General features: G+C 40.9%; 22 protein-coding genes. 10 read left to right on the top strand and 12 right to left on the bottom strand.

Going from position 1 to position 23,271, the window contains the following annotated elements:
• Positions 1–18 precede the first annotated feature (18 nt).
• A complete protein-coding gene (locus tag A6B41_RS06020; RefSeq protein WP_027074531.1) occupies positions 19–909 on the top strand; it encodes a LysR family transcriptional regulator in 891 nt (296 codons plus the stop codon).
• A gap of 27 nt (positions 910–936) precedes the next feature.
• Here A6B41_RS06020 and A6B41_RS06015 read toward each other — a convergent pair whose 3' ends face one another.
• The 4 genes from A6B41_RS06015 to A6B41_RS11150 form a co-directional block, all read right to left on the bottom strand.
• Positions 937–1,518, bottom strand: a complete 582-nt coding sequence (locus A6B41_RS06015) for an NAD(P)H-dependent oxidoreductase (RefSeq protein WP_027074532.1) — start codon at positions 1,516–1,518, stop codon at positions 937–939.
• Between the two features lie 104 nt (positions 1,519–1,622).
• Entirely contained in the window at positions 1,623–3,254 is a 1,632-nt protein-coding gene (locus tag A6B41_RS06010) for a carboxylesterase/lipase family protein (protein WP_027074533.1), read from the bottom strand.
• A 192-nt stretch (positions 3,255–3,446) separates the two neighbouring features.
• Positions 3,447–3,902: an IS200/IS605 family transposase gene (gene tnpA, locus A6B41_RS06005; RefSeq protein ID WP_027074534.1), complete on the bottom strand. Its 456-nt coding sequence runs from the start codon at positions 3,900–3,902 to the stop codon at positions 3,447–3,449.
• Positions 3,903–3,926: 24 nt separating this feature from the next.
• On the bottom strand, positions 3,927–4,109 hold the full coding sequence (locus tag A6B41_RS11150; protein WP_237052447.1) for a hypothetical protein: 183 nt from the start codon (positions 4,107–4,109) through the stop codon (positions 3,927–3,929).
• A gap of 110 nt (positions 4,110–4,219) precedes the next feature.
• Between A6B41_RS11150 and A6B41_RS05995 the strand changes: the two genes are divergently transcribed.
• Positions 4,220–5,104 (top strand): LysR family transcriptional regulator, encoded by an 885-nt coding sequence (locus tag A6B41_RS05995; RefSeq protein ID WP_027074535.1) that lies wholly within the window; start codon positions 4,220–4,222, stop codon positions 5,102–5,104.
• A gap of 92 nt (positions 5,105–5,196) precedes the next feature.
• On the opposite strand, the gene efp is transcribed toward A6B41_RS05995, so the two are convergent.
• Positions 5,197–5,763 carry an elongation factor P gene (gene efp / locus A6B41_RS05990; protein ID WP_027074536.1) on the bottom strand — a complete coding sequence of 189 codons (567 nt, stop codon included), beginning with the start codon at positions 5,761–5,763 and terminating at the stop codon, positions 5,197–5,199.
• A gap of 166 nt (positions 5,764–5,929) precedes the next feature.
• Here efp and A6B41_RS05985 point away from each other — a divergent pair, with 166 nt between their 5' ends.
• Complete coding sequence (locus A6B41_RS05985) at positions 5,930–6,463, top strand: hypothetical protein (RefSeq protein WP_027074537.1); 534 nt, start codon at positions 5,930–5,932, stop codon at positions 6,461–6,463.
• A 99-nt stretch (positions 6,464–6,562) separates the two neighbouring features.
• Entirely contained in the window at positions 6,563–7,555 is a 993-nt protein-coding gene (gene epmB, locus A6B41_RS05980) for an EF-P beta-lysylation protein EpmB (protein WP_027074538.1), read from the top strand.
• Between the two features lie 78 nt (positions 7,556–7,633).
• Here the strand turns inward: epmB and asnS are convergent, their stop codons facing one another.
• A complete protein-coding gene (asnS, locus tag A6B41_RS05975) occupies positions 7,634–9,037 on the bottom strand; it encodes an asparagine--tRNA ligase (RefSeq protein ID WP_027074539.1) in 1,404 nt (467 codons plus the stop codon).
• Between the two features lie 571 nt (positions 9,038–9,608).
• On the opposite strand from asnS, the gene sbcB reads away from it, so the two are divergent.
• From sbcB to A6B41_RS05960, 3 genes are read left to right on the top strand one after another with little or no spacing between them, the layout of a single operon-like run.
• Complete coding sequence (gene sbcB, locus A6B41_RS05970; RefSeq protein ID WP_027074540.1) at positions 9,609–11,156, top strand: exodeoxyribonuclease I; 1,548 nt, start codon at positions 9,609–9,611, stop codon at positions 11,154–11,156.
• Positions 11,156–11,758, top strand: a complete 603-nt coding sequence (locus A6B41_RS05965; RefSeq protein WP_032847458.1) for a DNA glycosylase — start codon at positions 11,156–11,158, stop codon at positions 11,756–11,758. The genes sbcB and A6B41_RS05965 overlap by 1 nt, the downstream gene beginning before the upstream one ends.
• A 4-nt stretch (positions 11,759–11,762) precedes the next feature.
• Positions 11,763–12,584: a PHP domain-containing protein gene (locus tag A6B41_RS05960; protein WP_027074542.1), complete on the top strand. Its 822-nt coding sequence runs from the start codon at positions 11,763–11,765 to the stop codon at positions 12,582–12,584.
• 37 nt (positions 12,585–12,621) lie between these two features.
• Here the strand turns inward: A6B41_RS05960 and A6B41_RS05955 are convergent, their stop codons facing one another.
• Genes A6B41_RS05955 through efeO form a run of 3 tightly spaced genes read right to left on the bottom strand, consistent with a single transcriptional unit; the run spans position 12,622 to position 15,273 of the window.
• Complete coding sequence (locus tag A6B41_RS05955) at positions 12,622–13,242, bottom strand: hypothetical protein (protein ID WP_027074543.1); 621 nt, start codon at positions 13,240–13,242, stop codon at positions 12,622–12,624.
• An 8-nt stretch (positions 13,243–13,250) separates the two neighbouring features.
• Positions 13,251–14,444 (bottom strand): iron uptake transporter deferrochelatase/peroxidase subunit, encoded by a 1,194-nt coding sequence (gene efeB, locus A6B41_RS05950; protein WP_032847459.1) that lies wholly within the window; start codon positions 14,442–14,444, stop codon positions 13,251–13,253.
• 16 nt (positions 14,445–14,460) lie between these two features.
• Positions 14,461–15,273, bottom strand: a complete 813-nt coding sequence (gene efeO / locus A6B41_RS05945; RefSeq protein ID WP_027074545.1) for an iron uptake system protein EfeO — start codon at positions 15,271–15,273, stop codon at positions 14,461–14,463.
• A gap of 174 nt (positions 15,274–15,447) precedes the next feature.
• On the opposite strand from efeO, the gene uvrB reads away from it, so the two are divergent.
• Positions 15,448–17,466, top strand: a complete 2,019-nt coding sequence (gene uvrB / locus A6B41_RS05940) for an excinuclease ABC subunit UvrB (RefSeq protein ID WP_027074546.1) — start codon at positions 15,448–15,450, stop codon at positions 17,464–17,466.
• A 33-nt stretch (positions 17,467–17,499) separates the two neighbouring features.
• Here the strand turns inward: uvrB and A6B41_RS11230 are convergent, their stop codons facing one another.
• Both A6B41_RS11230 and A6B41_RS05935 read right to left on the bottom strand, forming a co-directional pair.
• Positions 17,500–17,721 (bottom strand): DUF6216 family protein, encoded by a 222-nt coding sequence (locus A6B41_RS11230; protein WP_472850256.1) that lies wholly within the window; start codon positions 17,719–17,721, stop codon positions 17,500–17,502.
• A gap of 49 nt (positions 17,722–17,770) precedes the next feature.
• The gene (locus tag A6B41_RS05935) at positions 17,771–18,340 is read right to left on the bottom strand and encodes a DUF6216 family protein (protein ID WP_237052445.1); all 570 of its coding nucleotides are present in this window, start codon (positions 18,338–18,340) and stop codon (positions 17,771–17,773) included.
• A 600-nt stretch (positions 18,341–18,940) separates the two neighbouring features.
• Between A6B41_RS05935 and nrdA the strand changes: the two genes are divergently transcribed.
• Entirely contained in the window at positions 18,941–21,211 is a 2,271-nt protein-coding gene (gene nrdA, locus A6B41_RS05930) for a class 1a ribonucleoside-diphosphate reductase subunit alpha (RefSeq protein ID WP_027074547.1), read from the top strand.
• A gap of 30 nt (positions 21,212–21,241) precedes the next feature.
• Positions 21,242–22,372 carry a class Ia ribonucleoside-diphosphate reductase subunit beta gene (gene nrdB, locus A6B41_RS05925; RefSeq protein ID WP_027074548.1) on the top strand — a complete coding sequence of 377 codons (1,131 nt, stop codon included), beginning with the start codon at positions 21,242–21,244 and terminating at the stop codon, positions 22,370–22,372.
• Between the two features lie 89 nt (positions 22,373–22,461).
• On the opposite strand, the gene A6B41_RS05920 is transcribed toward nrdB, so the two are convergent.
• Positions 22,462–23,232 (bottom strand): Nif3-like dinuclear metal center hexameric protein, encoded by a 771-nt coding sequence (locus tag A6B41_RS05920; RefSeq protein ID WP_027074549.1) that lies wholly within the window; start codon positions 23,230–23,232, stop codon positions 22,462–22,464.
• Between the last annotated feature and the right edge of the window lie 39 nt (positions 23,233–23,271).

Raw genomic sequence — 23,271 nt, 5'->3', positions numbered from 1 at the left:
CATTAATTAAGGGGTAATATGAAAGAAAACCTCAACGATTTAAGAGCCTTTTTACTGGTAGCTCAAACGGGCAGTTTTACCAAAGCGGCCGCACAAATGGGGGTATCACAGTCGGCATTATCGCACAGCATTAGAGGAATTGAAGAACGGCTGCAAATTAAGCTGTTTCATCGTACTACACGCAGTATTTCTACCACTGAGGCTGGCGAGCAATTGTATCAACGGTTGTTACCACTGTTTGATGAGATAGACCAAGAAATTAATGGGCTAAGCGAGTTTCGTAATGTGGTGAAAGGTACACTACGTATTAATGGAAATGAGCATGCCTTTCGTTATGTATTAGCAGAAAAATTTGCTGATTTTGCTCAGCAATACCCTGAAGTTGAGCTGGAACTGGTGGCTGAAGATAGGTTTGTTGATATTGTTGCCGAGCGCTTTGATGCCGGTATTCGTCTCGGGGCGGATGTCGCCAAAGATATGATCGCACTACGTATTTCACCTGACTTAAAAATGGTGACTGCCGCCAGCCCTGATTATCTTGCCCGATACGGTACACCGAAAACGCCATTTGATTTAACCGAACATCGCTGTTTAAAACATCGTCTTGCAACACTTGGAGGGATTTTAGCGTGGGAGTTTCGCGATCCGCTCACTAAGAAAATTGTCAAATTCCAACCGCAGAGTAGCCTCACAGCCAACAACGGCTTTCTGCTCCAAAAATACGCTCTACAAGGATTAGGTATTCTTTGGTCACCGCAAGATAGCGTTCAAGCCGAACTCGACAACGGCAAACTTGTACCGATTTTAACCGATTGGACAATGCAGTATGACGGTTATCATCTATATTATCCCGACCGTAGGCAAAATTCACCGTTGTTGAAGGCGTTAGTAGCGGTGTTACGACGCTAGCATGCAATATGTTCTTTGAGGTAAAGACTACAAATAACAGCACAGATGTTCTGCAAATGCCATTAGATCCTGTTCAATGGTCGGGTTTTTCACGACATCATAACAAGCAAAGCTCGGTAGGGCTTCCATCGCAAAGAAACGGTAGTTGCAGTGGATTGGGAAGAGTAAATCGTCCAAGCCTTTGCCTTGAAAGAGGTATTCCTGCGGATTATCAAAGGCCTCTTTCGGGGCATTGAACGTCACGGAGAGCAGGTATTTTTTGCCTTTCATTTTGCCACCCGTGCCGTAATTGGCTTTCGGATTTTGCGAAGAACGCCCGTCTGTGTCGCACAGCACGCCCATCATACCGGCAGTGAATACATCGTCCATATATTTTTTGCACGACCACGGGATTGTCATCCAGTTACTTGGAAACTGCAAAATCACAGCATCTGCCCACTGATGTTTTTCCAATTCGTCTGCTACATCATACTCCACCACATTAGAATGTTTTACCGCATAGCCTTTTGCCAGTAAGGTTTCGCTGGCAACGTCAATCAGCGATTGTGTGAGTTTGCCCTCTGAAAATGGATAGGGCTGATGACCGTTGATGATTAAGATATTTTTCATTGTTGTTCCTTGTGTTAAAAACGATAGTACTGCATCATACCGCAAGCGGTCGGTTTTTTGTAGAATTTTGCTAAAAATAGACCGCTTGTACTATTTGTCGGCAATTAGAGCTTGCCGTTCGGGGAGAGGAGTTTCAGCAGTTTGTCATCGTGATGATGAACTTGTTTGACGTCGTTATCGAAAATCATCGTTGTCCCATTTTGCGGTGTGTAAGCGTCCCATTGCGGTAAATCGCCGCCGTTCGGGTTGCCGGTTTTGGCGAAGTTCGCCCACGCCGTACTCATTGTTTGAGCCAATTTTTTCGCCTGCTCACCGCCGCCTGTGGCGTGTTGGGCTTTGTCAATCGCATTCATCACAAACGGAATTTCAGCCGTATGGTAGCTCATCGGCACGCTGCCAAACAGTGGGGTATCCCACGTGAACAGATAGTTATACACCGGTGCAGGTTGGGCGGCTTTCAGGCGTGCGGTTTTAAGCGCCGGCACACGCAAGAAAGTATCAACATACAACGCATCGGCGAGGTTGCGATTTGGGTACGCCTGTTTGAATGCTTCGATAATGTCTGCCGTTTTGTCGCCAAAGCGAGCGGTGAGTTTCTGCTGTATCTGTTCGTCCGTCCACGTGTTGCGGTTATCGCTTTGGGTTTTCGCTAAATCCAGTTGCAGCGGGAAGCTCATCCATTCGGTTAAATTAGAACCGATCAGCAGCGGAATGTTTTTGGCGATTTCAGGGTATTTTTCGCCCACTGCCTCGTGTGGTAAAAAGGCTGTGCCGGAAACAGGCGTCCACAGTAAACCGTATTTATTGCCTAACACGGCCGGAATTTTCAGCTCATCGGCGGTTTGTTGCAGGGCTTGACGGCTGGCTGCTTCTAATTCCTTATAAGGAATGGTTTTGAGTTTATCGACCTCCTGTGCGGTTAAACCGAGATTTTTCAAGGTATATTCCGCCACTTTACGGCTTTCTGCCTTAGTGGTGTTGGTCATTCCACTGCGTTCTACCGCACCGCTTTGCACAATCGCTTTATTAAACACCCCTTGTGCCGATGGGCTTGCCATTAATACTAATGATTTTGCACCACCGCCGCTCTCCCCAAAAATGGTGACATTATTCGGATCGCCGCCGAATTGGGCGATATTCTCTTTCACCCATTCAAGAGCGGCAACCAGATCCATCATGCCCACATTGGCGGAATCTTTATACTCTTCACTGTAAGCGGATAAATTCAAAAAGCCCATTACATTTAAGCGATGATTGACCGACACCACCACAACATCTTGGCTGCGGGCGAGGTTTTCGCCGTGATAGGTGTCGCTCTCCATTGAGCTACCGGCTTGGAAGCCCCCACCGTGAATCCACACCATGACCGCCCGTTTTTTATTGTCTAACGCCGGTGTCCAGATATTTAGGTTTTGGCAATCTTCACTTTGGGTGAATTTTCCGCCCGAGAAAAGTGCGGTATCCATTGGGTTATTGCCGAGTTGTGGGCAGATATTGCCGTATTTCATCGCAAGGCGAGTATCGTCCCATTTCGCCACTTTTTGTGGTGCTTTAAAGCGTTCCGCAGTGGCGTAGGGAATGCCTTTGTAGGTATAAATGCCGTCTTGGATATAACCTTGAATCTTGCCCTGCGTGCTTTGCACAACGGCAACTTCCGCACCGGCTTGAATTTCAGCCTGAGCAACAGACGAAAGAAGCGTGAGGGTGAGTAAGCTGACAGAAAAACGTTTGAACATCGTTGGTTTCCTTGTAAAAAAATCTCAAAAAATGACTGCTTGTTTAGCGTGGAAAACAGTATAGCAAGCAATGATTTATGTGATTAGATAGGATAAACTTGATGAAGTTGTGAATTTAATTCAATAATGTACACTTATACCGACAACGCTAGTGCGTAATCGGTTACAGCTTTTCAGGGGTTTTGCCCCTGTTTATAAGTTTCGAGAGAAATAAGCTTCGTCAACATATAGCCCGTTTTCGACCATAAGTTGTTTTATTTCATCTACAAAGCCGAGCTGTTTGTGGTGAGATTTTTGGTGCTTAATATAGTTGGCAATCTTGGCTTTTTCTTGTTCGTTGTAAGTCAAAGCACAATAGCCTTTCGACCAAGCAAAGAAATCGGGAAAGAGTGCGTGGCTCTGTTCTATAAAAAGATGCGTTGCATTTTTAAGCTGCTGGACAAAGTCGGACACGGCAATGGTTGGCGGTAGCCCAACTAAAAGATGAAGATGATCGGGCATTCCGTTAATTTGATATAACTTCGCTTTTCTTGATGATACATAGCCGTTTATATAACGATAAAGGCTGGTTTCGTGTTGTTCTGAAATCGTTGGCGTACCGTATTTTGTTCTAAATACGATGTGATAGATTAAACGTGTATAGCTCATATTTCCTCCGAGCAGCAACGCTGCTCAATAACAATAACCGATTGCGGCACTGCCGCTGTCGGTAACAATAATGGAAGATACATAGCCGTTTATATAACGATAAAGGCTGGTTTCGTGTTGTTCTGAAATCGTTGGCGTACCGTATTTTGTTCTAAATACGATGTGATAGATTAAACGTGTATAGCTTATATTTCCTCCGAGCAGCAACGCTGCTCAATAGCAATAACCGATTGCGGCATAGCCGCTGTCGGCAACAATAATGGAAAACGCTCAATATGCTAGTCGTATTGTTTGATTTTTCGATGGAGATCACAAAAATGCAAAACCTCAACGATCTGCGTGCTTTTGTGCTGGTGGCTCAAACCCAGAGTTTTACCAAAGCGGGGGCGTTGCTCGGCGTGTCGGCATCGGCATTAAGCCATACGATTAAAAATCTGGAAGTGCGGCTGAAAACGACCCTGCTAAACCGTACAACCCGCAGTATTTCCACCACCGAAGCGGGTGAGCAGCTTTACCGCCAGTTATTGCCGTTGCTGGGCGATATTGAACAGTGCGTGAACGATTTAAGCCGCTTTCGGGATACATTGCAGGGGCGGCTGAGAATTAATGCGAATGATCACGCTTTTATTTTTGCCTTGTGGGATAAGTTCCAACATTTTATGAGCCAGTATCCTGAAGTAGAATTGGAATTAATTAGCGATCATAAATTTACTGATATTGTTGCTGAAGGATTTGATGCAGGTATCCGATTAGGTAGTGATGTGGCAAAAGACATGATTGCAGTGCCAATTTCGACTGATATGAAGATGTGTGTGGTAGGTTCGCCCGACTATTTTGCTCGATATGGAATGCCACAAACACCTGCTGAGTTGGTTGAGCATCATTGCATTCGTTTTCGTTTGCCAACATCAGGGGGTATTATGGATTGGGAATTTAAAATGGCGGATAGCAAAATCTATAAAATCCAACCATATAGTCATTTAATTGTCAGCAGTAGCCAATTGATGAAACATGCTTGTCTTAACGGACAAGGATTAAATTGGATGCCACAAGATAGCGTTGCTCAAGAAATTTCTGATGGGAGGTTGGTGGAAGTACTTAGTGATTATTCCATCAGCTATGAGGGATATCATCTTTACTATCCAAACCGCAGACAAGGTTCCCCGCTGTTTCGGGCGCTGGTAGATATTTTAAAAGGGTAGGCAGGTATTATTATCTCATATGGCAAGCGGTCAAATTCTTTGCAAAATTTGCAAGAAATTTGACCGCTTATAAAAATTATTAATCTTTTTGATTATTTCACACGTGAAACATATTCGCCTGAACGAGTATCCACACGGATAACTTCACCGATTTGAACGAATAATGGCACGTTTACTACCGCACCGGTGCTTAATGTGGCCGGTTTGCCGCCGGTACCTGCAGTGTCGCCTTTTAAGCCCGGATCGGTTTCAACGATCTCAAGTTCAACGAAGTTTGGTGGCGTTACCGCGATTGCAGAGCCGTTCCATAACGTGACGATACATTCAGCGTTATCAACCAACCATTTTACGTTATCGCCTAATGCTTTTTCATCTACAGAGATTTGTTCAAACGTTTCAGGGTGCATAAAGTACCAGAAATCACCATCGTTGTAAGAGTAGTTGTAGTTAGAATCAACAACATCAGCAGCTTCAACAGTTGAGCCTGATTTAAAGTTGATTTCTAATACTTTACCGGAAATTAATTTACGGATTTTAGTACGGGTAAATGCTTGGCCTTTCCCCGGTTTTACGAATTCGTTTTCAACGATAACACAAGGTTCACCATCTTGGATAAATTTTAAACCTTTTTTAAAGTCGTTAGTGCTGTAATTAGCCATTGGTTCCTCAATTATTTAAATAAATAACAATAAATTAACAAATTTTGAACCTAACCCTATTGGGTTTGTCAAAAAGAGCCATATAATAACCTAAATTCATAAAATTAGCGAAAAATCTCTGTAATTTTTTGCTATAATTTTTAAAATTTCATAAGAAGGAATGTAAATGAAAAGATTTATTACTCTCTCAACTATTCTAGCGTTATCTGTAGCAACTGTGGCTGAAGCCAAAGGCGGGCGTTCGGGCGGTTTGCGTTCAATGAGTTCGTCAAAAGCAGTAGCAACTAAGCCTGTAATGAGACAGCAAAAAGATGCAACTTTTGCAAATACACCAAATGCAGTAGCTCAGCCGCAAGTGCGTAATGGTAGCACACTGGCGAATGTTGCAATGGGTGCTGCGGCAGGTTATGTGTTAGGTGATATGCTTTCATCAACGGCGCAGGCTAATCAATCAGCAGATGTAAATGCACAGCAAGCGGTTAATTCTTCGCAAAATGTTGCAAATGTGTCTTCGGCTGTTGCTGAGTTTAAGAGTATTGGTGGACAAATCGATCCGTTCCTTGTTGAAAAAACAGATGGTTACCGCCGTTATTGCATTGCAGGTGTTCAGTATTTAGCTGCAGCACAAAGCGGACAAACGCCTCCGGTTGTGATGGTAAATCCAAATGGTTCGCCATTACAATGTAATTTAATTCCTTAATTTTTAAGAATCTTAAAGAAAATCGTAGGGGAGGGGTTTAACCCTCCATTATTTTATAATTAAGCTCGGGCAGGTTAAAACCTGCCTCTACAACGTTAAATGCAACCTATTCAAATAAAACCTCTTTGGCTTACTGAACTTGCCCAAGCTTTCAATAATCCTGTCGATTTACTGCAATTTATTAAACTTAATCCAGCAGATTTTGAGCAAGATATTGTTGCTCGAAAACTATTTCCTTTGCGAGTGCCAAGAGCCTTTGCGGAAAAAATTGAAAAAGGTAATCCGAACGATCCGCTCTTTTTGCAAGCGATGTCATCACAGGCTGAATTTATTGAGTCAGAGGGTTTTGTTGTCGATCCGTTGGAAGAGCAGGAAAGTCCTGCTCCGAATATTTTGCATAAATACCATAACCGCTTGTTATTTATGGTAAAAAACAGCTGTGCGATTAACTGCCGCTACTGTTTTCGCCGACATTTTCCGTATGATGAAGTGAAAAGTGGTAAAGCTGTTTGGGCGGAAAGTTTGGAATATATTGCACAGCACCCAGAGTTGGATGAGGTGATTTTTTCCGGTGGCGATCCTTTAATGGCTAAAGATCAAGAGTTGGATTGGTTGATTACACATTTAGAACAAGTTCCGCATATCAAAACTCTACGGATTCATTCTCGACTACCGGTTGTGATTCCAAACCGTATTACCGAAGAATTTTGTGAGCGATTAGCAAAATCAAGGCTAAATATAGTTTTGGTTATGCATATTAACCATGCCAATGAGATTGACGATATTTTTGCGACAAAAATGAAAATGCTAAAACAAGCAGGTGTAGTATTACTGAATCAATCGGTTATGCTAAAAGGGGTGAATGATAACGCCCAAACCTTAAAAGCCTTGAGCGATAAGCTGTTTAGCTACGGTATTTTACCGTATTATCTGCACCTTTTTGATAAAGTAGCGGGAGCCAGTCATTTTTATCTTGTAGATGAAAAGGCGATTGAAATTTACCGAGAGTTACAAAAAATCACCTCCGGCTATCTTGTGCCGAAATTGGCTCGAGAAATCGCAAAAGAGCCCAATAAAACCTTAAAAAGCTAAAACAAAAGGCGAAAATCGTAAAATTTTCGCCTTTTTCGACCGCTTGCAAGCGGTAAGATTTATCTTGTTTTTTGCAAATTAGAAGTTTGCATTGCGTGGTGCACGTGGGAATGGGATTACATCACGAATATTTTGTAAGCCTGTTACATACACGATTAAACGCTCGAAACCTAAACCGAAACCAGAGTGCGGCACAGTACCATATTTGCGTAAATCACGATACCACCAGTAATCTTCAGGGTTTAAGCCCATTTCAACCATACGTTTATCTAATACATCTAAACGCTCTTCGCGTTGTGAACCACCGATAATTTCACCGATTCCCGGCGCTAACACGTCCATTGCTGCAACGGTTTTACCATCATCATTTAAACGCATATAGAATGCTTTAATATCTTTCGGATAGTTTTTTACCACCACAGGTGATTTAAAGTGTTCTTCTGCTAAGAAACGCTCGTGTTCGGAAGAAAGGTCAATCCCCCAAGATACAGGGAATTCAAACTCTTTGCCGGATTGTAATAAAATCTCAATGGCATCGGTATAATCCACTTGAGCGAACGGTGAGTTAATAAAGTTTTCTAAACGGCTGATTGCGTCTTTATCAACGTGTTTGGTAAAGAATTCCATATCATCTTTGCGTTCTTCAAGCACTGCGCGGAAAACGTATTTCAACATATCTTCCGCTAATTTAGCGTTGTCGTTTAAGTCTGCAAATGCCACTTCAGGCTCCATCATCCAGAATTCGGCTAAGTGGCGAGTAGTGTTTGAATTTTCTGCACGGAAAGTCGGACCAAAGGTATAAACTTTACTTAATGCGCAAGCATAGGTTTCGGCATTTAGCTGCCCCGATACAGTTAAGAATGACTCTTTACCAAAGAAATCTTGGTTAAAATCCACCTTGCCGGTCTCAGTACGAGGTAGGTTTTCTAAATCTAAGGTAGAAACACGGAACATTTCACCCGCACCTTCCGTATCCGATGCAGTAATCAAAGGCGTAGCCACCCAATAGAAGCCTTGTTCGTGGAAGAAACGGTGAATCGCTTGAGCTAAACAGTGGCGAACACGAGCTACCGCACCAATTAAGTTTGTGCGAGGGCGTAAGTGGGCAACTTCACGCAGATATTCGATAGAATGGCGTTTTGCTGCCATTGGGTACGTATCAGGATCTTCAACCCAACCAACCACTTCAACTGCAGATGCTTGTAATTCTACGGCTTGCCCTTCTGCCGGTGATTCTACTACTTTACCTCTTACGACAACAGAACAGCCGGCCGTTAGACGTAAAACTTCACTATTATAATTTGGTAAATCGTTATTAATAATGGCTTGAATTGGGTCAAAACAAGAACCGTCGTACACGCTTAAAAATGATAAACCTGCTTTTGAATCGCGACGGGTACGTACCCAGCCACGTACGGCAACTTCTTCGCCTACGGCAACTTTGCCGTAAAGGACCTCAGAAACTGTTGGGAATTTAGACATTGAATACCTCAAATTTTTATTGTGGTTTTTTAAGAAAATAAACGTTCAATATTTTACAAGAAAATCGTTAAAAATATAATAAGTTTACGGAATTATTTAAAAATTTGTTGGTCTATATAAGCAATTGCAAGTAGTTGAATCTGACTTTGCTTAGGTTTTAAAAAATTTTTTATTTTTTATGAACTTTTATTTAGCTCACAAGTCTGAGTATATGTAACAGATTTATGCAAGTTTTTTTCATTAATTTCCTTAGGTAAGACCTCCGCCCCATTTCGTTGTTTTGATTTGGGGCTTTTTTTATTTTATCTTTTGGCTAGTTATTGCTTTATTTTCAATAAGTTATAAATATTCTTTTTGTATTTGTTGTTTTCTCTCACGGTTACAATTTGATTGTTATTTGTCCTTTTCGTCTGTAATTCCGGGTGAATTACGACAAATCTACACCAAATTTACACCAAAAACAGATATGCTGAATTGTTATTTTTTGCTAAAAATTAACCGCTTGTATTTCCCCTCATTTTTTCGTTATCTATGCTACAATCGGGATAATTTTTTCTGAGTAATTGAACTAATGAACAAGATATTCTCTTTTTTCTTTTATGACTACGAAAGCTTTGGTGTAAGCCCGGCTCAAGATCGTCCGGCACAGTTTGCGGGTATTCGCACCGATGAAGATTTTAATATCATTGGTGAGCCGGTAATGTTTTTTTGTAAGCAAACACCTGATTATCTACCGAGTCCTGAAGCGGTAATGGTAACAGGCATTACACCGCAACAATGTAACGCTGAAGGTATATCTGAGCCTGAATTTGCCGCGCGTATTCATGCCGAATTCAGCCAACCGAATACCTGCATCATCGGTTATAACAATATTCGTTATGATGATGAAATGACCCGCTATACCTTTTTTCGCAATTTTTATGATCCGTATGAATATAGCTGGAAAAACGGTAATTCCCGTTGGGATTTATTAGATTTAGTGCGGGCTTGCTATGCGTTGCGTCCGGAAGGAATTTCTTGGCCGAAAGATGAAAATGATATGCCAAGTTTTAAGTTGGAAAACCTCACCAAAGCCAATGGTATTGCCCACGAAAATGCACATGATGCGATGTCGGATGTGTACGCTACCATTGCTATGGCGAAATTAATTAAGGAAAAACAGCCAAAATTATTTCAATTTTTCTTTAATCTTCGCACCAAAAAAGAGGTGGAAAAGCTGATTGATACGGGCGAAATGACACCGCTCGTTCACGTTTCGGGAATGTTAGGCAATTATCGTGGCAATACTGCTTGGATTGTGCCTTTAGCGTGGCATCCAACTAATCAAAATGCGGTGATTGTTTGCGATTTGTCGGGCGATATAAATGGTTTGCTTGCAGAAAATGCAGAAATATTACGTCAGCGTTTATACACTAAGCGAGATGAATTAGCGGAAAATGAGCTGCCTGTGCCGTTGAAATTAGTACATATCAATAAATGCCCGATTTTAGCCCCGGCAAAAACGCTACTGCCTGAAAATGCCGAGCGATTAGGTATTAACCGTGAACAATGTTTACAAAATTTAGCGGCATTAAAAGCTCAAAAATCGCTGGTGCGGGAAAAAGTGATTGAAATTTTCACCGACGAAAGGAGTTTTGAGCCATCTGCCAATGTGGAAACCACCTTATATGAAGGCTTCTTCTCGCCGGCAGATAAAAATAATATGGCAATTTTACGCAGCTTACCGCCGGAAAATTTAGCGAATCACGGCTTGGAATTTGAAGATCCGCGTGTTGAGCCATTGTTATTTCATTATCGAGCAAGGCATTATCCACACACTTTAAGTCGTGCCGAACAAGTGAAATGGCAGAAATATTGTAGCCAACAAATTGATAGCAAGGCAGAGCAGTTTGCAAAGTCGATTGATGATTTGTTTCAGCAACATCATGATAATGCTGAAATAGTAAAATTATTGGAAAATTTGACCGCTTACGCTGAACAGATTTCGCAACAGCAAGCGGTCATTTATGCGAAAAATTTTGCAAAAGATGAAAAAATTTTGGATGAGCTCAACAAAGTTGCCGAGCAAAATCTGGATAAAGTAGAAAAATTAAAAATGTTAAAGGCACTGATTAAATAATGGTAGAAAATCAACTTCTGGAACATCACCCTTTTGAGCCAATTTTGCCGAAAAAGGCGACAGTTGCGATGATTGGCACTTTTCCACCCACAAGCGAAAAACGCTGTATGGAATTTCATTACCCAAATTTTCAAAACGATATGTGGCGAATTATGGGGGCCGTGTTTTATGATGACCCCAATTATTTTCGTGTTAACGATGAAAAGCGTTTTGACCCGATACGTATTGAAGCTTTTTTAAGAGAAAAAGGCATTGCGTTATGTTCTTCGGCCAAAACCGCCATTCGTTTGAAAGGCAATGCTTCGGATAAAGATTTAAAAATTATTGAGCCTATTGATATGGATGAACTTTTAATCAGTTTACCTAAAGTGAGATGGCTCTTTACTACAGGTGGTTTGGCTGCTGATACCTTGCTTAACTTATTGTCTGAAAAAGTGAAAACGCCAAAAACGAATGAGTGGATTGAATACTCTTATTCAACAGAACGTGAGCTGTTTTTATATCGTTTGCCTTCGACCTCGAGGGCTTATCCATTAAGTCTAGCGAAAAAGACCGAGGCGTATCGCCAATTTTTTATTAAAGCAGGGATAATTAAGGATTAATTAAATGAAATATGATTTACATTCCCATAGCACCGCCTCAGATGGAGTGCTTTCGCCAACTGAATTGGTGCAACGTGCGGTAGAGCAAAATGTACAAATGTTAGCCTTAACCGATCACGATACGATTTCAGGAATCAAAGAGGCGAAAGAATTCGCTCAAAGTCAACCGCTTGAGTTTATTTCAGGGGTGGAAATTTCGATTTTATGGGAAGAGAAAAGTATTCATCTTGCGGCACTAAATATTGATGAAAATAATGATGAATTAGTTCAGTTTCTTGATAATCAAGCTAAGTTACGTGAAGAGCGAGCGGTCGAAATCGGAGAAAAATTAGCAAAAGCCGGCATTACTAATGCTTATGAAGGGGCAAAGGCCTTAGCCACCGGGGAAGTGACTCGAGCGCATTATGGGCGTTTTTTATACGATCAAGGATATGTACGTAACATTGAACACGCATTCAAACGTTATTTAGGCATGGGGAAGCCGGCTTACGTTAAGCCGAAGTGGAGCAGTTTAGAAGAGGCAGTTAGGGTAACACATAATGCCGGTGGAGTGATTACAGTTGCCCACCCGTTACGTTATAAAATGACAGCTCGCTGGATTCGTCGCTTAATTGCCGATTTCAAATTAGCCGGTGGTGACGGCATTGAAATTTCAGGCTGTGGACAAACACCCGACCAACGTCAATTACTTAGCCGTTGGGCAAAAGAGTTTGATTTACACGGCTCGGTCGGCTCCGATTTCCATTATCCGACAGGCTGGATCGAGTTGGGTAGAGGCTTAGAATTACCCAAAGAGTGTAAACCGATTTGGGAACTGTTTAACTAGAAGTTTTTATGGGATGCTAAGCATCCCATAATTTTTATTATTTAATCTTAAATTGATTAAAATCTGCCATTAATTTACCTAATTCAGCGACCCGTTCTTCAATTTTATCAAGTGGCGGATTTTCTTCTTTCAGGTTAATTCTCAGCAAACCTAGTATTCTTTCAAATTGACCATAATGCTTTAAGCTGATTTCTCTCACTGCCTTTTCTTGCTTAACCCAATTCAAACCGACTTCTCGATAGGCGAGCTTAATTTTCCAAATATCTTTAGATTTTACTGCTGTATCAAGTTCAGTATAAAGCGGATTCATTTTAGTGAGAAAATCTTGATGTTTGGCATGATGATCAACAGGGTTTTGTTCTTTTTCAAAGGCATATAAAGCTTTTGCCAAGCTTTCCAAATGTTTGGCATTCGGATCAGCGATAGCGTTCTGGATAGCACCTTCCACTTGTTCATCTTTGAGTGAGTATTGCTCGCCAATCTTCGTAAAATCCTGCTGTAAAGCGGTCAAAATTTGGCTGGATTTTGCAAATTTACCTTGTTTACTTTCAGCCATAGCATCAGAAAGTTGAACAAATAACGGACTAACGTCCACCTTTGCCCAAAGCGTTGGGGCAGAAAGTAGGGCAGTTGCTAACACTAAAGTTTTAAATCGCATATCTATTCCTAAATTAGGTCAAATAGGGCTTTGCCCAAATAATCATTTTCATCTTTTACCCCGGCAAAGCAAGCAAATAAGCCGCTACCGATATGAGTGATGTATTCGTTCATTTTATCAATATTGCCTAATTTATTTTGGATTTTGATAAATTGTTGCGGACTTTGTTGGAATGAAACAAAGAGTAAACCCGAATCGAACTGTCCTTTATCATCAATGCCACTGGCGTAGGAAAACGAACGACGAAGTATTTTAATGCCGGTTTGATGAGCGAGGTGAGTATGTGAAATTTCAGGCACAATCGGGTTTCCTTTTTCATCTTTTTTGCTCAGATCTAACTTTTCAAATTCCGTTTTATGACCTAATGCAGCACCGGAATCACGGTGGCGACCAAAGGTTTCTTCTTGGGATTTTAAGTGTGTGCGATCCCAAGTTTCCAAAAACATTTTCACACGACGAACTGCTAGATAAGAACCGCCTTTAAGCCAGCCTTCTTGTTGCACCCAAACCACATTATCTTGATCTTTCAAGCTATCTGCATTGGCGGTCCCGTCTTTAAAGCCAAATAAATTACGTGGAGTATCGGCATTTAAAAATGAGTTAAAGCCCATTTGTGACCATTTCATTTTGATTTCACCACGTGCAACACGCACTAAATTACGCACGGCGTGGAAAGCCACTTGCGGATCGTCCGCACAGGCTTGAATACAAATATCACCGCCGGTGTATTCGGCTTGTAACTGATCGCGAGGGAAGTGCGGTAAATCTTGTAATTCGGCCGGCTTTAATTTTTCAATGCCTAATTTGCTGAAGAAACTTGGAGCAATGCCAAAAGTGAGGGTAAGATTTTGACTGTCTAAACTATCTACTTCACCGGTGTCTGTTGGTGGCACATAGGCGTTATCAACATAAGGTTTTACATTTTTTCCTAGAGTTAAATTGCGGCTGTAGCTTGTCCAGTTTTTAAAAATTTCTTTAACTTTAGCGACATCGTTCGTGTCTAAATCCAACACTAAAAAGTAGATATGTTTTTGTGCCGGGGTAACGATGCCGGCTTGGTGCTTGCCGTAAAAGTCATATTGATTTTTAGATTTTTCAGGTGTTTGTCGTGATTCTAAAGCGAAAGCAGGAGCAGACAATAAGCCTGCTCCTACTAATGCGGTATGCTTTAAAAAATCACGGCGAGAAGTGATTTCTGCCATAATTTACTCCTACCTCTTATTTATTTAAAAGTACGCCTAACTGAGCTAAGGGTTCACCTAATTTATTAACTGCTTCCGCTAATGCTTTAATCTCATCTTTAGAGAGTTTATTATAAGCAACATAATCATAGCCTGTTTTTGATTTATTATGTTTTGCCAATAATGTATTCACGGCTTCAAAACGGCTCGCAATTTCAGCTGACAGTTTTGCATCTACTTTTTCTAATTGCGGTTTGAAAATCTCATAAATTTTTTCTGCACCTTCAATATTAGCTTTGAAATCATACAGGTCGGTTTTCGAGAAAATTTCTTCTTCACCGGTCACTTTAGTGGTGGAAACTTCATTTAGTAAATCCACTGCACCGGTAATCATTAATTCAGGAGTGACTTCTGCAGTTGGAATTTTTGCGCGCAGCTCTTTTACATCTTTTAATAGCTGATCAGCTGTAGCTTTTGTGCCTTTTGTAGTGTTTTTCTCCCACAATACTTTTTCGATTTTATGGAAGCCGGACCAATCTTTTTCTGTTTTACCTTCTTCGGCTAAATCGGCAAGGCGTGCATCAATGCGAGGGTCTAAATCACCAAAACTTTCTGCAATCGGCTCGGAACGCTCAAAATACATACGTGCAAGCGGGTAAATTTGCTTCGCTTTTTGCACATCACCTTTGTGTAAATAACCAACAAATTTTTCTGTGTCAGCAACTAGTTGATCGATCTGCTCAACTACAAACTGTTTATAAGTTTCAGTTTCTTTTGAAAGGTCTAGTGCAGCAGCGTGAGTTGCAATCATCATCCCAGATAAAGCTAAAGCAAGTTTAGTTAAACGCATATTAAATTCCTTATGAAAAAAATGACGGTGCAATCATATTCTTATTGCGAATTGTTCGCAAAAAGAAAGTGTTGGTTTTGTGATCTACTTCACATTTTGTTTTGCAAAAATCCGCTAAAAATAGACCGCTTGCTTATGCTAAAATGCAAAGAACTTTTTAAGACAGGATTTTATATGAGCAAGCAAGGCAAACCTTTTATTCTTCACAGCCCATTTAAGCCTTCCGGCGATCAGCCGACCGCAATCGCTAAATTGACGGAAGGCTTAAATGACGGCTTGGCACATCAAACCTTACTTGGCGTAACCGGTTCGGGCAAAACCTTCACGATTGCGAATGTGATCGAACAGCTCAACCGTCCGGCGATGTTGCTTGCCCCGAACAAAACCCTTGCCGCCCAGCTCTATGCCGAGATGAAAGCCTTTTTCCCCGAAAATGCGGTGGAGTATTTCGTTTCCTACTACGACTACTACCAGCCCGAAGCCTATGTGCCGTCGAGCGATACCTTTATTGAGAAAGATGCGTCGATTAACGAGCAGATCGAGCAGATGCGACTTTCAGCGACCAAATCCTTTTTGGAGCGGCGAGATACCATTGTGGTTGCTTCTGTTTCTGCCATTTACGGCTTGGGCGATGTTGATGCCTATATGCAGATGATGTTGCATTTGCAGGTCGGGGCGATGATTGGGCAGCGTGAAATTTTAAGCCGCCTTGCCGAACTGCAATACACCCGCAACGATCAGGCGTTTCAGCGTTCGACTTTCCGCGTACGGGGCGAGGTGATCGATATTTTCCCAGCCGAGAGTGATGAAGTAGCGTTGCGGGTTGAGCTGTTTGATGACGAAATCGAAAATCTATCGCTGTTCGATCCGCTCACGGGGCATAGCCTCGGCAAAGTGCCACGCTACACCATTTACCCGAAAACCCACTACGTCACCCCACGAGAGCGGATTTTGGCGGCGATTGAGCATATCAAAGAAGAACTTGCCGAGCGTCGGACTTATTTTATCAAGGAAAATAAACTGCTGGAAGAGCAACGCCTTGCTCAACGTACGCAATTTGACATCGAAATGATGAACGAACTCGGCTACTGCTCGGGGATTGAAAACTACTCACGCTATCTTTCGGGCAGAAAAGCAGGCGATCCGCCGCCAACCCTGTTCGACTATATGCCGGCAGACGGTATTTTAGTGATTGATGAAAGCCACGTTACCGTGCCACAAATTGGCGGTATGTATCGGGGCGACCGTGCGAGAAAAGAGACGCTGGTGCAGTACGGCTTCCGCTTACCGTCCGCTCTCGATAACCGCCCGTTGCGTTTTGAAGAATTTGAAGCCCTTTCGCCACAGACGATCTACGTTTCCGCTACGCCCGGGGCGTATGAGTTAGAGAAAAATCCTGACGTAGTCGATCAGGTCGTCCGCCCAACGGGCTTGCTTGACCCGATTATCGAAGTTCGCCCCGTTGCCACACAGGTGGACGATTTGCTGTCTGAAATCCACAAAAGGGTGGCGGTGGACGAGCGAGTTCTCGTCACCACACTCACCAAAAAAATGGCGGAAGATCTCACCGATTATTTAGATGAACACGGCGTGCGAGTGCGTTATCTGCACAGTGACATCGACACGGTCGAGCGGGTGGAAATTATCCACGATTTACGAATGGGGATGTTTGACGTGCTGGTTGGCATCAACTTACTGCGTGAGGGCTTGGATATGCCTGAAGTGTCGCTCGTGGCGATTTTAGATGCGGACAAAGAGGGCTTCCTACGTTCCGAACGCTCGCTTATTCAGACCATTGGACGCGCTGCCCGAAACCTCAACGGCAAAGCGATTCTCTATGGCGACCGTATTACCAACTCCATGCAAAAAGCGATTACCGAAACCGAACGCCGCCGTGAGAAACAGCAAAAATACAACGAAGAAAACGGTATTACGCCGCAAGCATTGAACAAAAAAGTGGGCGAATTGCTCGACATCGGCCAAACCGATAAGCCAAGAAAAGGCAAACAAGCGGTCAAAAAAGTCGAAAATTCTGCAAACGACTACAAACCGAAATCTCGCAAGGAATTAGAAAAAGAGCTGAAAGTGTTGGAGCAACAGATGCGAGAATTTGCGGCAAGTTTGGAGTTTGAGAAAGCCGCGGCAACGAGGGATAAGTTGCAGCAGTTGAAGGTATATTTATTGGAAGTTTAATAGAAAGCCCGAATAATCGGGCTTTAATTTTTATTATTTGACTTTTCTTTTTATCATATTATAAGCATCTCTAGCATTAGCTAAGTTAAATAGATAGTTAATAAAGATATATAAAACCATTGTTAATATAGATATAAAATAACGAAAGAATATATGTTGCTCTCTTAATAGGTTGGCTAAAAAATTTTGATCTTCTTTGCTAATAAATAAATTACAAATGGTTTTTAGGTCATCTTTAGGTATTTTGCTTGTAATTTCTATTTTATCTTCTTTACAACTATAAACAGTTATTTCATCTTTTTTATTACCAGGAGATATAGAATATCTCTGAATAACTAAACTCTCTCACCTTGTCATGACTTACCCAATAAGTTTTACTACTACCTTTAAACTCTAACAAAGCATAATTCCCAATAGATAAATTTATTAATATGGGGAGAACAACTAGAAAGCATATAAAAACAATGCTAAATACTATTATTTTACTTAATAATTTTTCTTTACTTGGCACATTACGAATGCTCAGTGTTTCAATATCAAATGCTCCTTGAAGCTTAGATAGTAATCTATAATCTAATTCATATTTTCTTACCCATTTTTCAAACTCTTGCTTATGTCTTAGACTTATTGCATTAGTTTTATAATAAAAATTAAACTCTTCAATTTCTATTATGTCATTAATTAAAGAATTTTTGTTGTTATTTTTATCTTTTCCTGTGATGAATATAAGCAATCTATGTATAATGGAAAATGCTGACTTTGCTCTGGATTTATAATACAAAATAATTAGCAAGATTATAATTGGAGTAAGAATATAATAAATTATATTTGAATATTTTTGAAATAAAGCAAAAGTCATTTCAATATTTTGCATAAAAAGCTCCTTATTAAAAATTGGATGTTAAAAGTAGCATTTTTAGTTTATTTAATCTCATCTATCCATACAAGTCTTAGTTTTCAAAAATCTTTAATAAAGCTTTGATAGGTTTGCTCTCTTGATTTGAGCTTTTTTGATTTAAGATATATAGGAGTGTTATTGAAAGGAAGTTTTATCTTGGGTTTTTCTCTCTCTGATTTTCGCAAAGCTGTTACTTTGCTCAAATTTGTCTTTCTCCCACAAAGGGCTAGAGTTGCTTAATAAGCGGTCAAATTTCTTAAATTTTTTGCAAAAAATCACTTAAAAGTAACCGCTTGGTAATAAAAGCCAGATAATGTTATTGACCTAAGCAAGCTAAAATTCCTTCGCTTTTCATTTTCTAAACCTACCTAAATTTCCTATTTGTTGCTAAATAAAACAATCAATTTTATCCCACTATAAAAATATGGTTATTTATAAATAAGTTAGCATCTGTCAAGAGAAAAAGTAAAAATTTATTGGTTGATGTTTAGCTTTAAACACATTATCTTGTGTTTGCTTTCGATAAAAACACAATATGTAGTGTTTTGCTAAGGTATTTTTGTAAAGGGTTTAATTATGAATAAAAGTTTAATGGTAACAAAGCGTGATGGCAGACTTGAACAGCTCAATCTGGATAAAATCCACCGTGTGATTACTTGGGCTGCGGAGGGGTTAGATAATGTCTCCGTTTCGCAAGTGGAACTGCGTTCACAGATCCAATTTTATGAGGGCATTCGAACTGCCGATATTCACGAAACAATTATTAAGGCAGCAGCCGATTTAATCAGCAAGGAAACGCCAGACTATCAATATTTGGCAGCACGGTTGGCGATTTTTCATCTACGCAAAAAAGCTTATGGGCAGTTTGAACCACCGCATTTATATGTGCATGTTAAAAAGTTAGTTGCGCTTGGCAAATACGATGCGGATTTGCTGACGGCCTATAGCATGGAAGAGTGGGAGGCGATGAATGGCTTTATTGACCACTGGCGAGATATGACTTTTTCGTATGCAGCGGTAAAACAGTTGGAAGGGAAGTATTTGGTTCAGAACCGAGTTACTGGGGAGATTTATGAGTCGGCTCAGTTCTTGTATCTGTTAGTCGCAGCCTGTTTATTTTCTAAATATCCACCAAAACGCCGTTTAGATTATATTCGTCGTTTTTATGATGCGACTTCCACTTTTAAAATTTCTCTGCCAACGCCGATTATGTCAGGAGTAAGAACGCCTACCCGTCAATTTAGTTCCTGTGTGTTGATTGAGTGTGATGATAGCCTAGATTCTATCAATGCGACTTCTGCAGCAATTATAAAATATGTTTCTCAGCGGGCCGGTATCGGCATTAATGCCGGAGCAATTCGGGCATTAGGTAGTCCAATCCGTGCAGGGGAGGCATTTCATACAGGCTGTATTCCATTCTATAAACATTTTCAAACAGCGGTAAAGTCTTGCTCTCAAGGTGGTGTGCGAGGTGGAGCTGCCACAGTTTATTTTCCGATATGGCATTTAGAAGCGGAAAGCTTGATGGTATTGAAAAATAACCGTGGTGTGGAAGAAAACCGTGCCCGCCATATGGATTACGGGGTGCAGATTAATAAAATGATGTACCAGCGTTTAATTAAAGGTGGCGAGATTACTCTATTCAGCCCGTCAGATGTACCAGGGTTATATCAAGCATTTTTTGCTGATCAAGCCAAGTTCGAACAGCTTTATTTACAATATGAGCAAGACTCCAGCATTCGTAAACGCAAGGTAAAAGCGGTGGAACTATTTTCATTATTAATGCAAGAAAGGGCTTCAACCGGGCGGATTTACATTCAAAATGTCGATCACTGTAATACACATAGCCCGTTTGATCCTCGTGTTGCACCGATACGTCAATCTAATCTTTGTTTGGAAATTGCCTTGCCAACCAAACCGCTGGCACATTTTTATGATGAGCAGGGGGAGATTGCATTATGTACCTTATCCGCTTTTAATTTAGGTGCATTGAGCGATTTAGATGAATTGGAAGAATTAGCAGATTTAGTTGTGCGCGCTTTAGATGCGTTGCTGGATTATCAGGATTATCCGGTATTAGCTGCTCGTAACAGCTCATTAAACCGCCGCTCGCTAGGTGTTGGGGTTATTAACTACGCCTACTATTTAGCTAAAAATCAGGTGCGTTATTCCGATGGCAGTGCCAATAATTTAACTCACCGCACTTTTGAAGCTATTCAATATTATTTATTAAAAGCTTCAATGAATTTAGCCAAAGAACGGGGGCGTTGTAGCTATTTTGACCAAACCACCTACGCCAAAGGGCTGTTACCTATTGATACTTATAAGAAAGAGCTAGATGAATTAACCCGAGAGCCGCTACATTATGATTGGGAGCAGCTGCGCCAAGATATTGTGCAATTTGGCTTGCGTAATTCAACTTTAACTGCCTTAATGCCATCGGAAACTTCCTCGCAAATTTCAAATGCCACCAACGGGATTGAGCCACCTCGAGGCTATATTAGTGTTAAAGCTTCAAAAGACGGAATTTTAAAACAAGTAGTGCCGGAGTATGAACGTTTGAAAACACATTATGAACTGCTTTGGGATATTCCAAATATGGATGGCTATTTACATTTGGTTGGTATTATGCAGAAATTTGTCGATCAGGCGATTTCTGCGAATACTAATTATGACCCAACCCGTTTTGCAGATGGCAAAGTGCCGATGAAGGTATTATTAAAAGATCTATTAACAGCGTATAAATATGGGTTAAAAACCCTTTACTACCAAAATACCCGTGATGGTGCTGAAGATGCTCAAGACGATCTAGATGAAGGCTGTGCCGGCGGGGCTTGTAAAATTTAATAATACGAACAATGAATAAAGGAGAATAACATGGCATATACTACGTTTTCACAAAATAAAAATGACCAGCTAAAAGAACCAATGTTCTTTGGGCAAAATGTGAATGTTGCGCGTTATGATCAACAAAAATATGAAATTTTTGAAAAACTGATTGAGAAACAGCTTTCATTTTTTTGGCGCCCGGAAGAAGTGGATGTTTCACAGGATCGCATTGATTATGCGCAACTGCCTGAGCATGAAAAACATATTTTTATCAGTAATTTGAAATACCAAACATTGCTGGATTCCATTCAAGGAAGAAGCCCGAATGTGGCGCTTTTGCCGTTAGTTTCTATTCCTGAGCTGGAAACTTGGATTGAAACTTGGACATTTAGCGAAACAATTCACAGCCGTTCTTATACTCATATTATCCGCAATATTGTAAATGACCCTTCGATAGTGTTTGATGATATTGTCACCAATGAAGAAATTATTAAGCGTGCGAAGGATATTTCTGCGTATTATGATGATTTGATTCGTGACAGCCAACTCTATAGCCTATATGGTGAAGGCCGTTATGAAGTAGATGGTAAAACTTGCGAGGTAAGTTTACGCAGCCTAAAAAAACAGCTTTATCTTTGTATGATGAGCGTGAATGCACTTGAAGCAATTCGTTTTTATGTCTCTTTTGCTTGCTCATTTGCCTTTGCAGAACGGCAATTAATGGAAGGGAATGCTAAAATTATCAAGTTTATCGCGCGTGATGAAGCTTTACATCTTACCGGTACGCAGCATATTTTAAATATTATGACGTATGGAAATGATGATCCGGAAATGGCAGAAATTGCACGCGAGTGCCGACAAGAGGCCTATGAGCTGTTTTTAAGCGCTGCAGAGCAAGAAAAAGCTTGGGCAGATTATCTGTTTAAAGATGGCTCGATGATTGGGCTAAATCGCGATATTTTGGTGCAATATGTTGAATATATCACCAATATTCGAATGCAAGCTGTTGGGCTACCGTTGCCATTTAAAGCACGCTCTAACCCCATTCCGTGGATTAATGCATGGCTGGTTTCAGACAATGTACAAGTTGCGCCACAAGAAGTGGAGGTGAGTTCATATTTGGTCGGGCAGATTGATGCTAAAGTCGATAGCAGTGATTTTGGTGAATTTGAGTTATAGTTTGTGAATGATAACAAGCGGTTAAATTCTTCCGATTTTTTGCAAATTGCAAAATTCTCAGAAAATTTAACCGCTTGTATTTATAGAGATTAGGCCGGATTGTCAATATCGATAAACTCAACCTCTAAGCCGTATTCCTGCGCTAGCCATTCGCCTAGGGCTTTTACGCCGCCGCGTTCGGTGGCGTGGTGGCCGCAGGCGAAGTAGTAAATGCCTTGTTCGCGGGCAGAATGGGTGGTTTGTTCGGAAATTTCACCACTGATGAAGGCATCACAGCCTTTTTCAAAAGCTAAATCAATATAGCCTTGTCCGCCGCCAGAACAGATGCCGACTTTTTTAATCGTTTTTTGTGGAGTGGATACAAACTCATTACACAAAATAACGGTGCGTTGTAACGCTTTTTCAAGGCGTTGTTTTAGTTCTTCTGCAGAAATAGGAGTTTCAAATTCGCCAAACATCGGAATCGAATTCGGGTGGTCTTCCAAACCTTGTAGATTGGTTACGCCTAACTGTTTGGCTAGTTGAGCATTGTTACCTAATTCGGGGTGAATATCTAAAGGTAAATGGTAGCCGAACAAATTGATGTCGTTAGTTAACAACTGCTTGATTCTTCGGCCTTTCATACCACGAATACACGGATTCTCACTTTTCCAAAAATAGCCATGATGAACTAAAATTGCATCCGCTTTTTTCTCGATCGCTTTTTCAATTAATGGTAGGCTTGCAGTAACACCGGTAATGATTTTGCAGATTTTAGTTTTGCCTTCCACTTGCAGACCGTTTGGGGCATAGTCATTAATCGCCAGACTGTTTAATTTATTATTAAGAATTTGTTCTAGTTCTAAATTGGTTATTGGCATTTTTCTTCCTTATTTATCAGAGACAAGCGGTTAAATTTC

It is taken from the genome of Mannheimia granulomatis, assembly GCF_013377255.1.
Taxonomy (GTDB): domain Bacteria; phylum Pseudomonadota; class Gammaproteobacteria; order Enterobacterales; family Pasteurellaceae; genus Mannheimia; species Mannheimia granulomatis.
The sequence above is the reverse complement of the archived record's forward strand: the minus strand, read 5'-3'. Positions and strand labels throughout refer to the sequence as shown.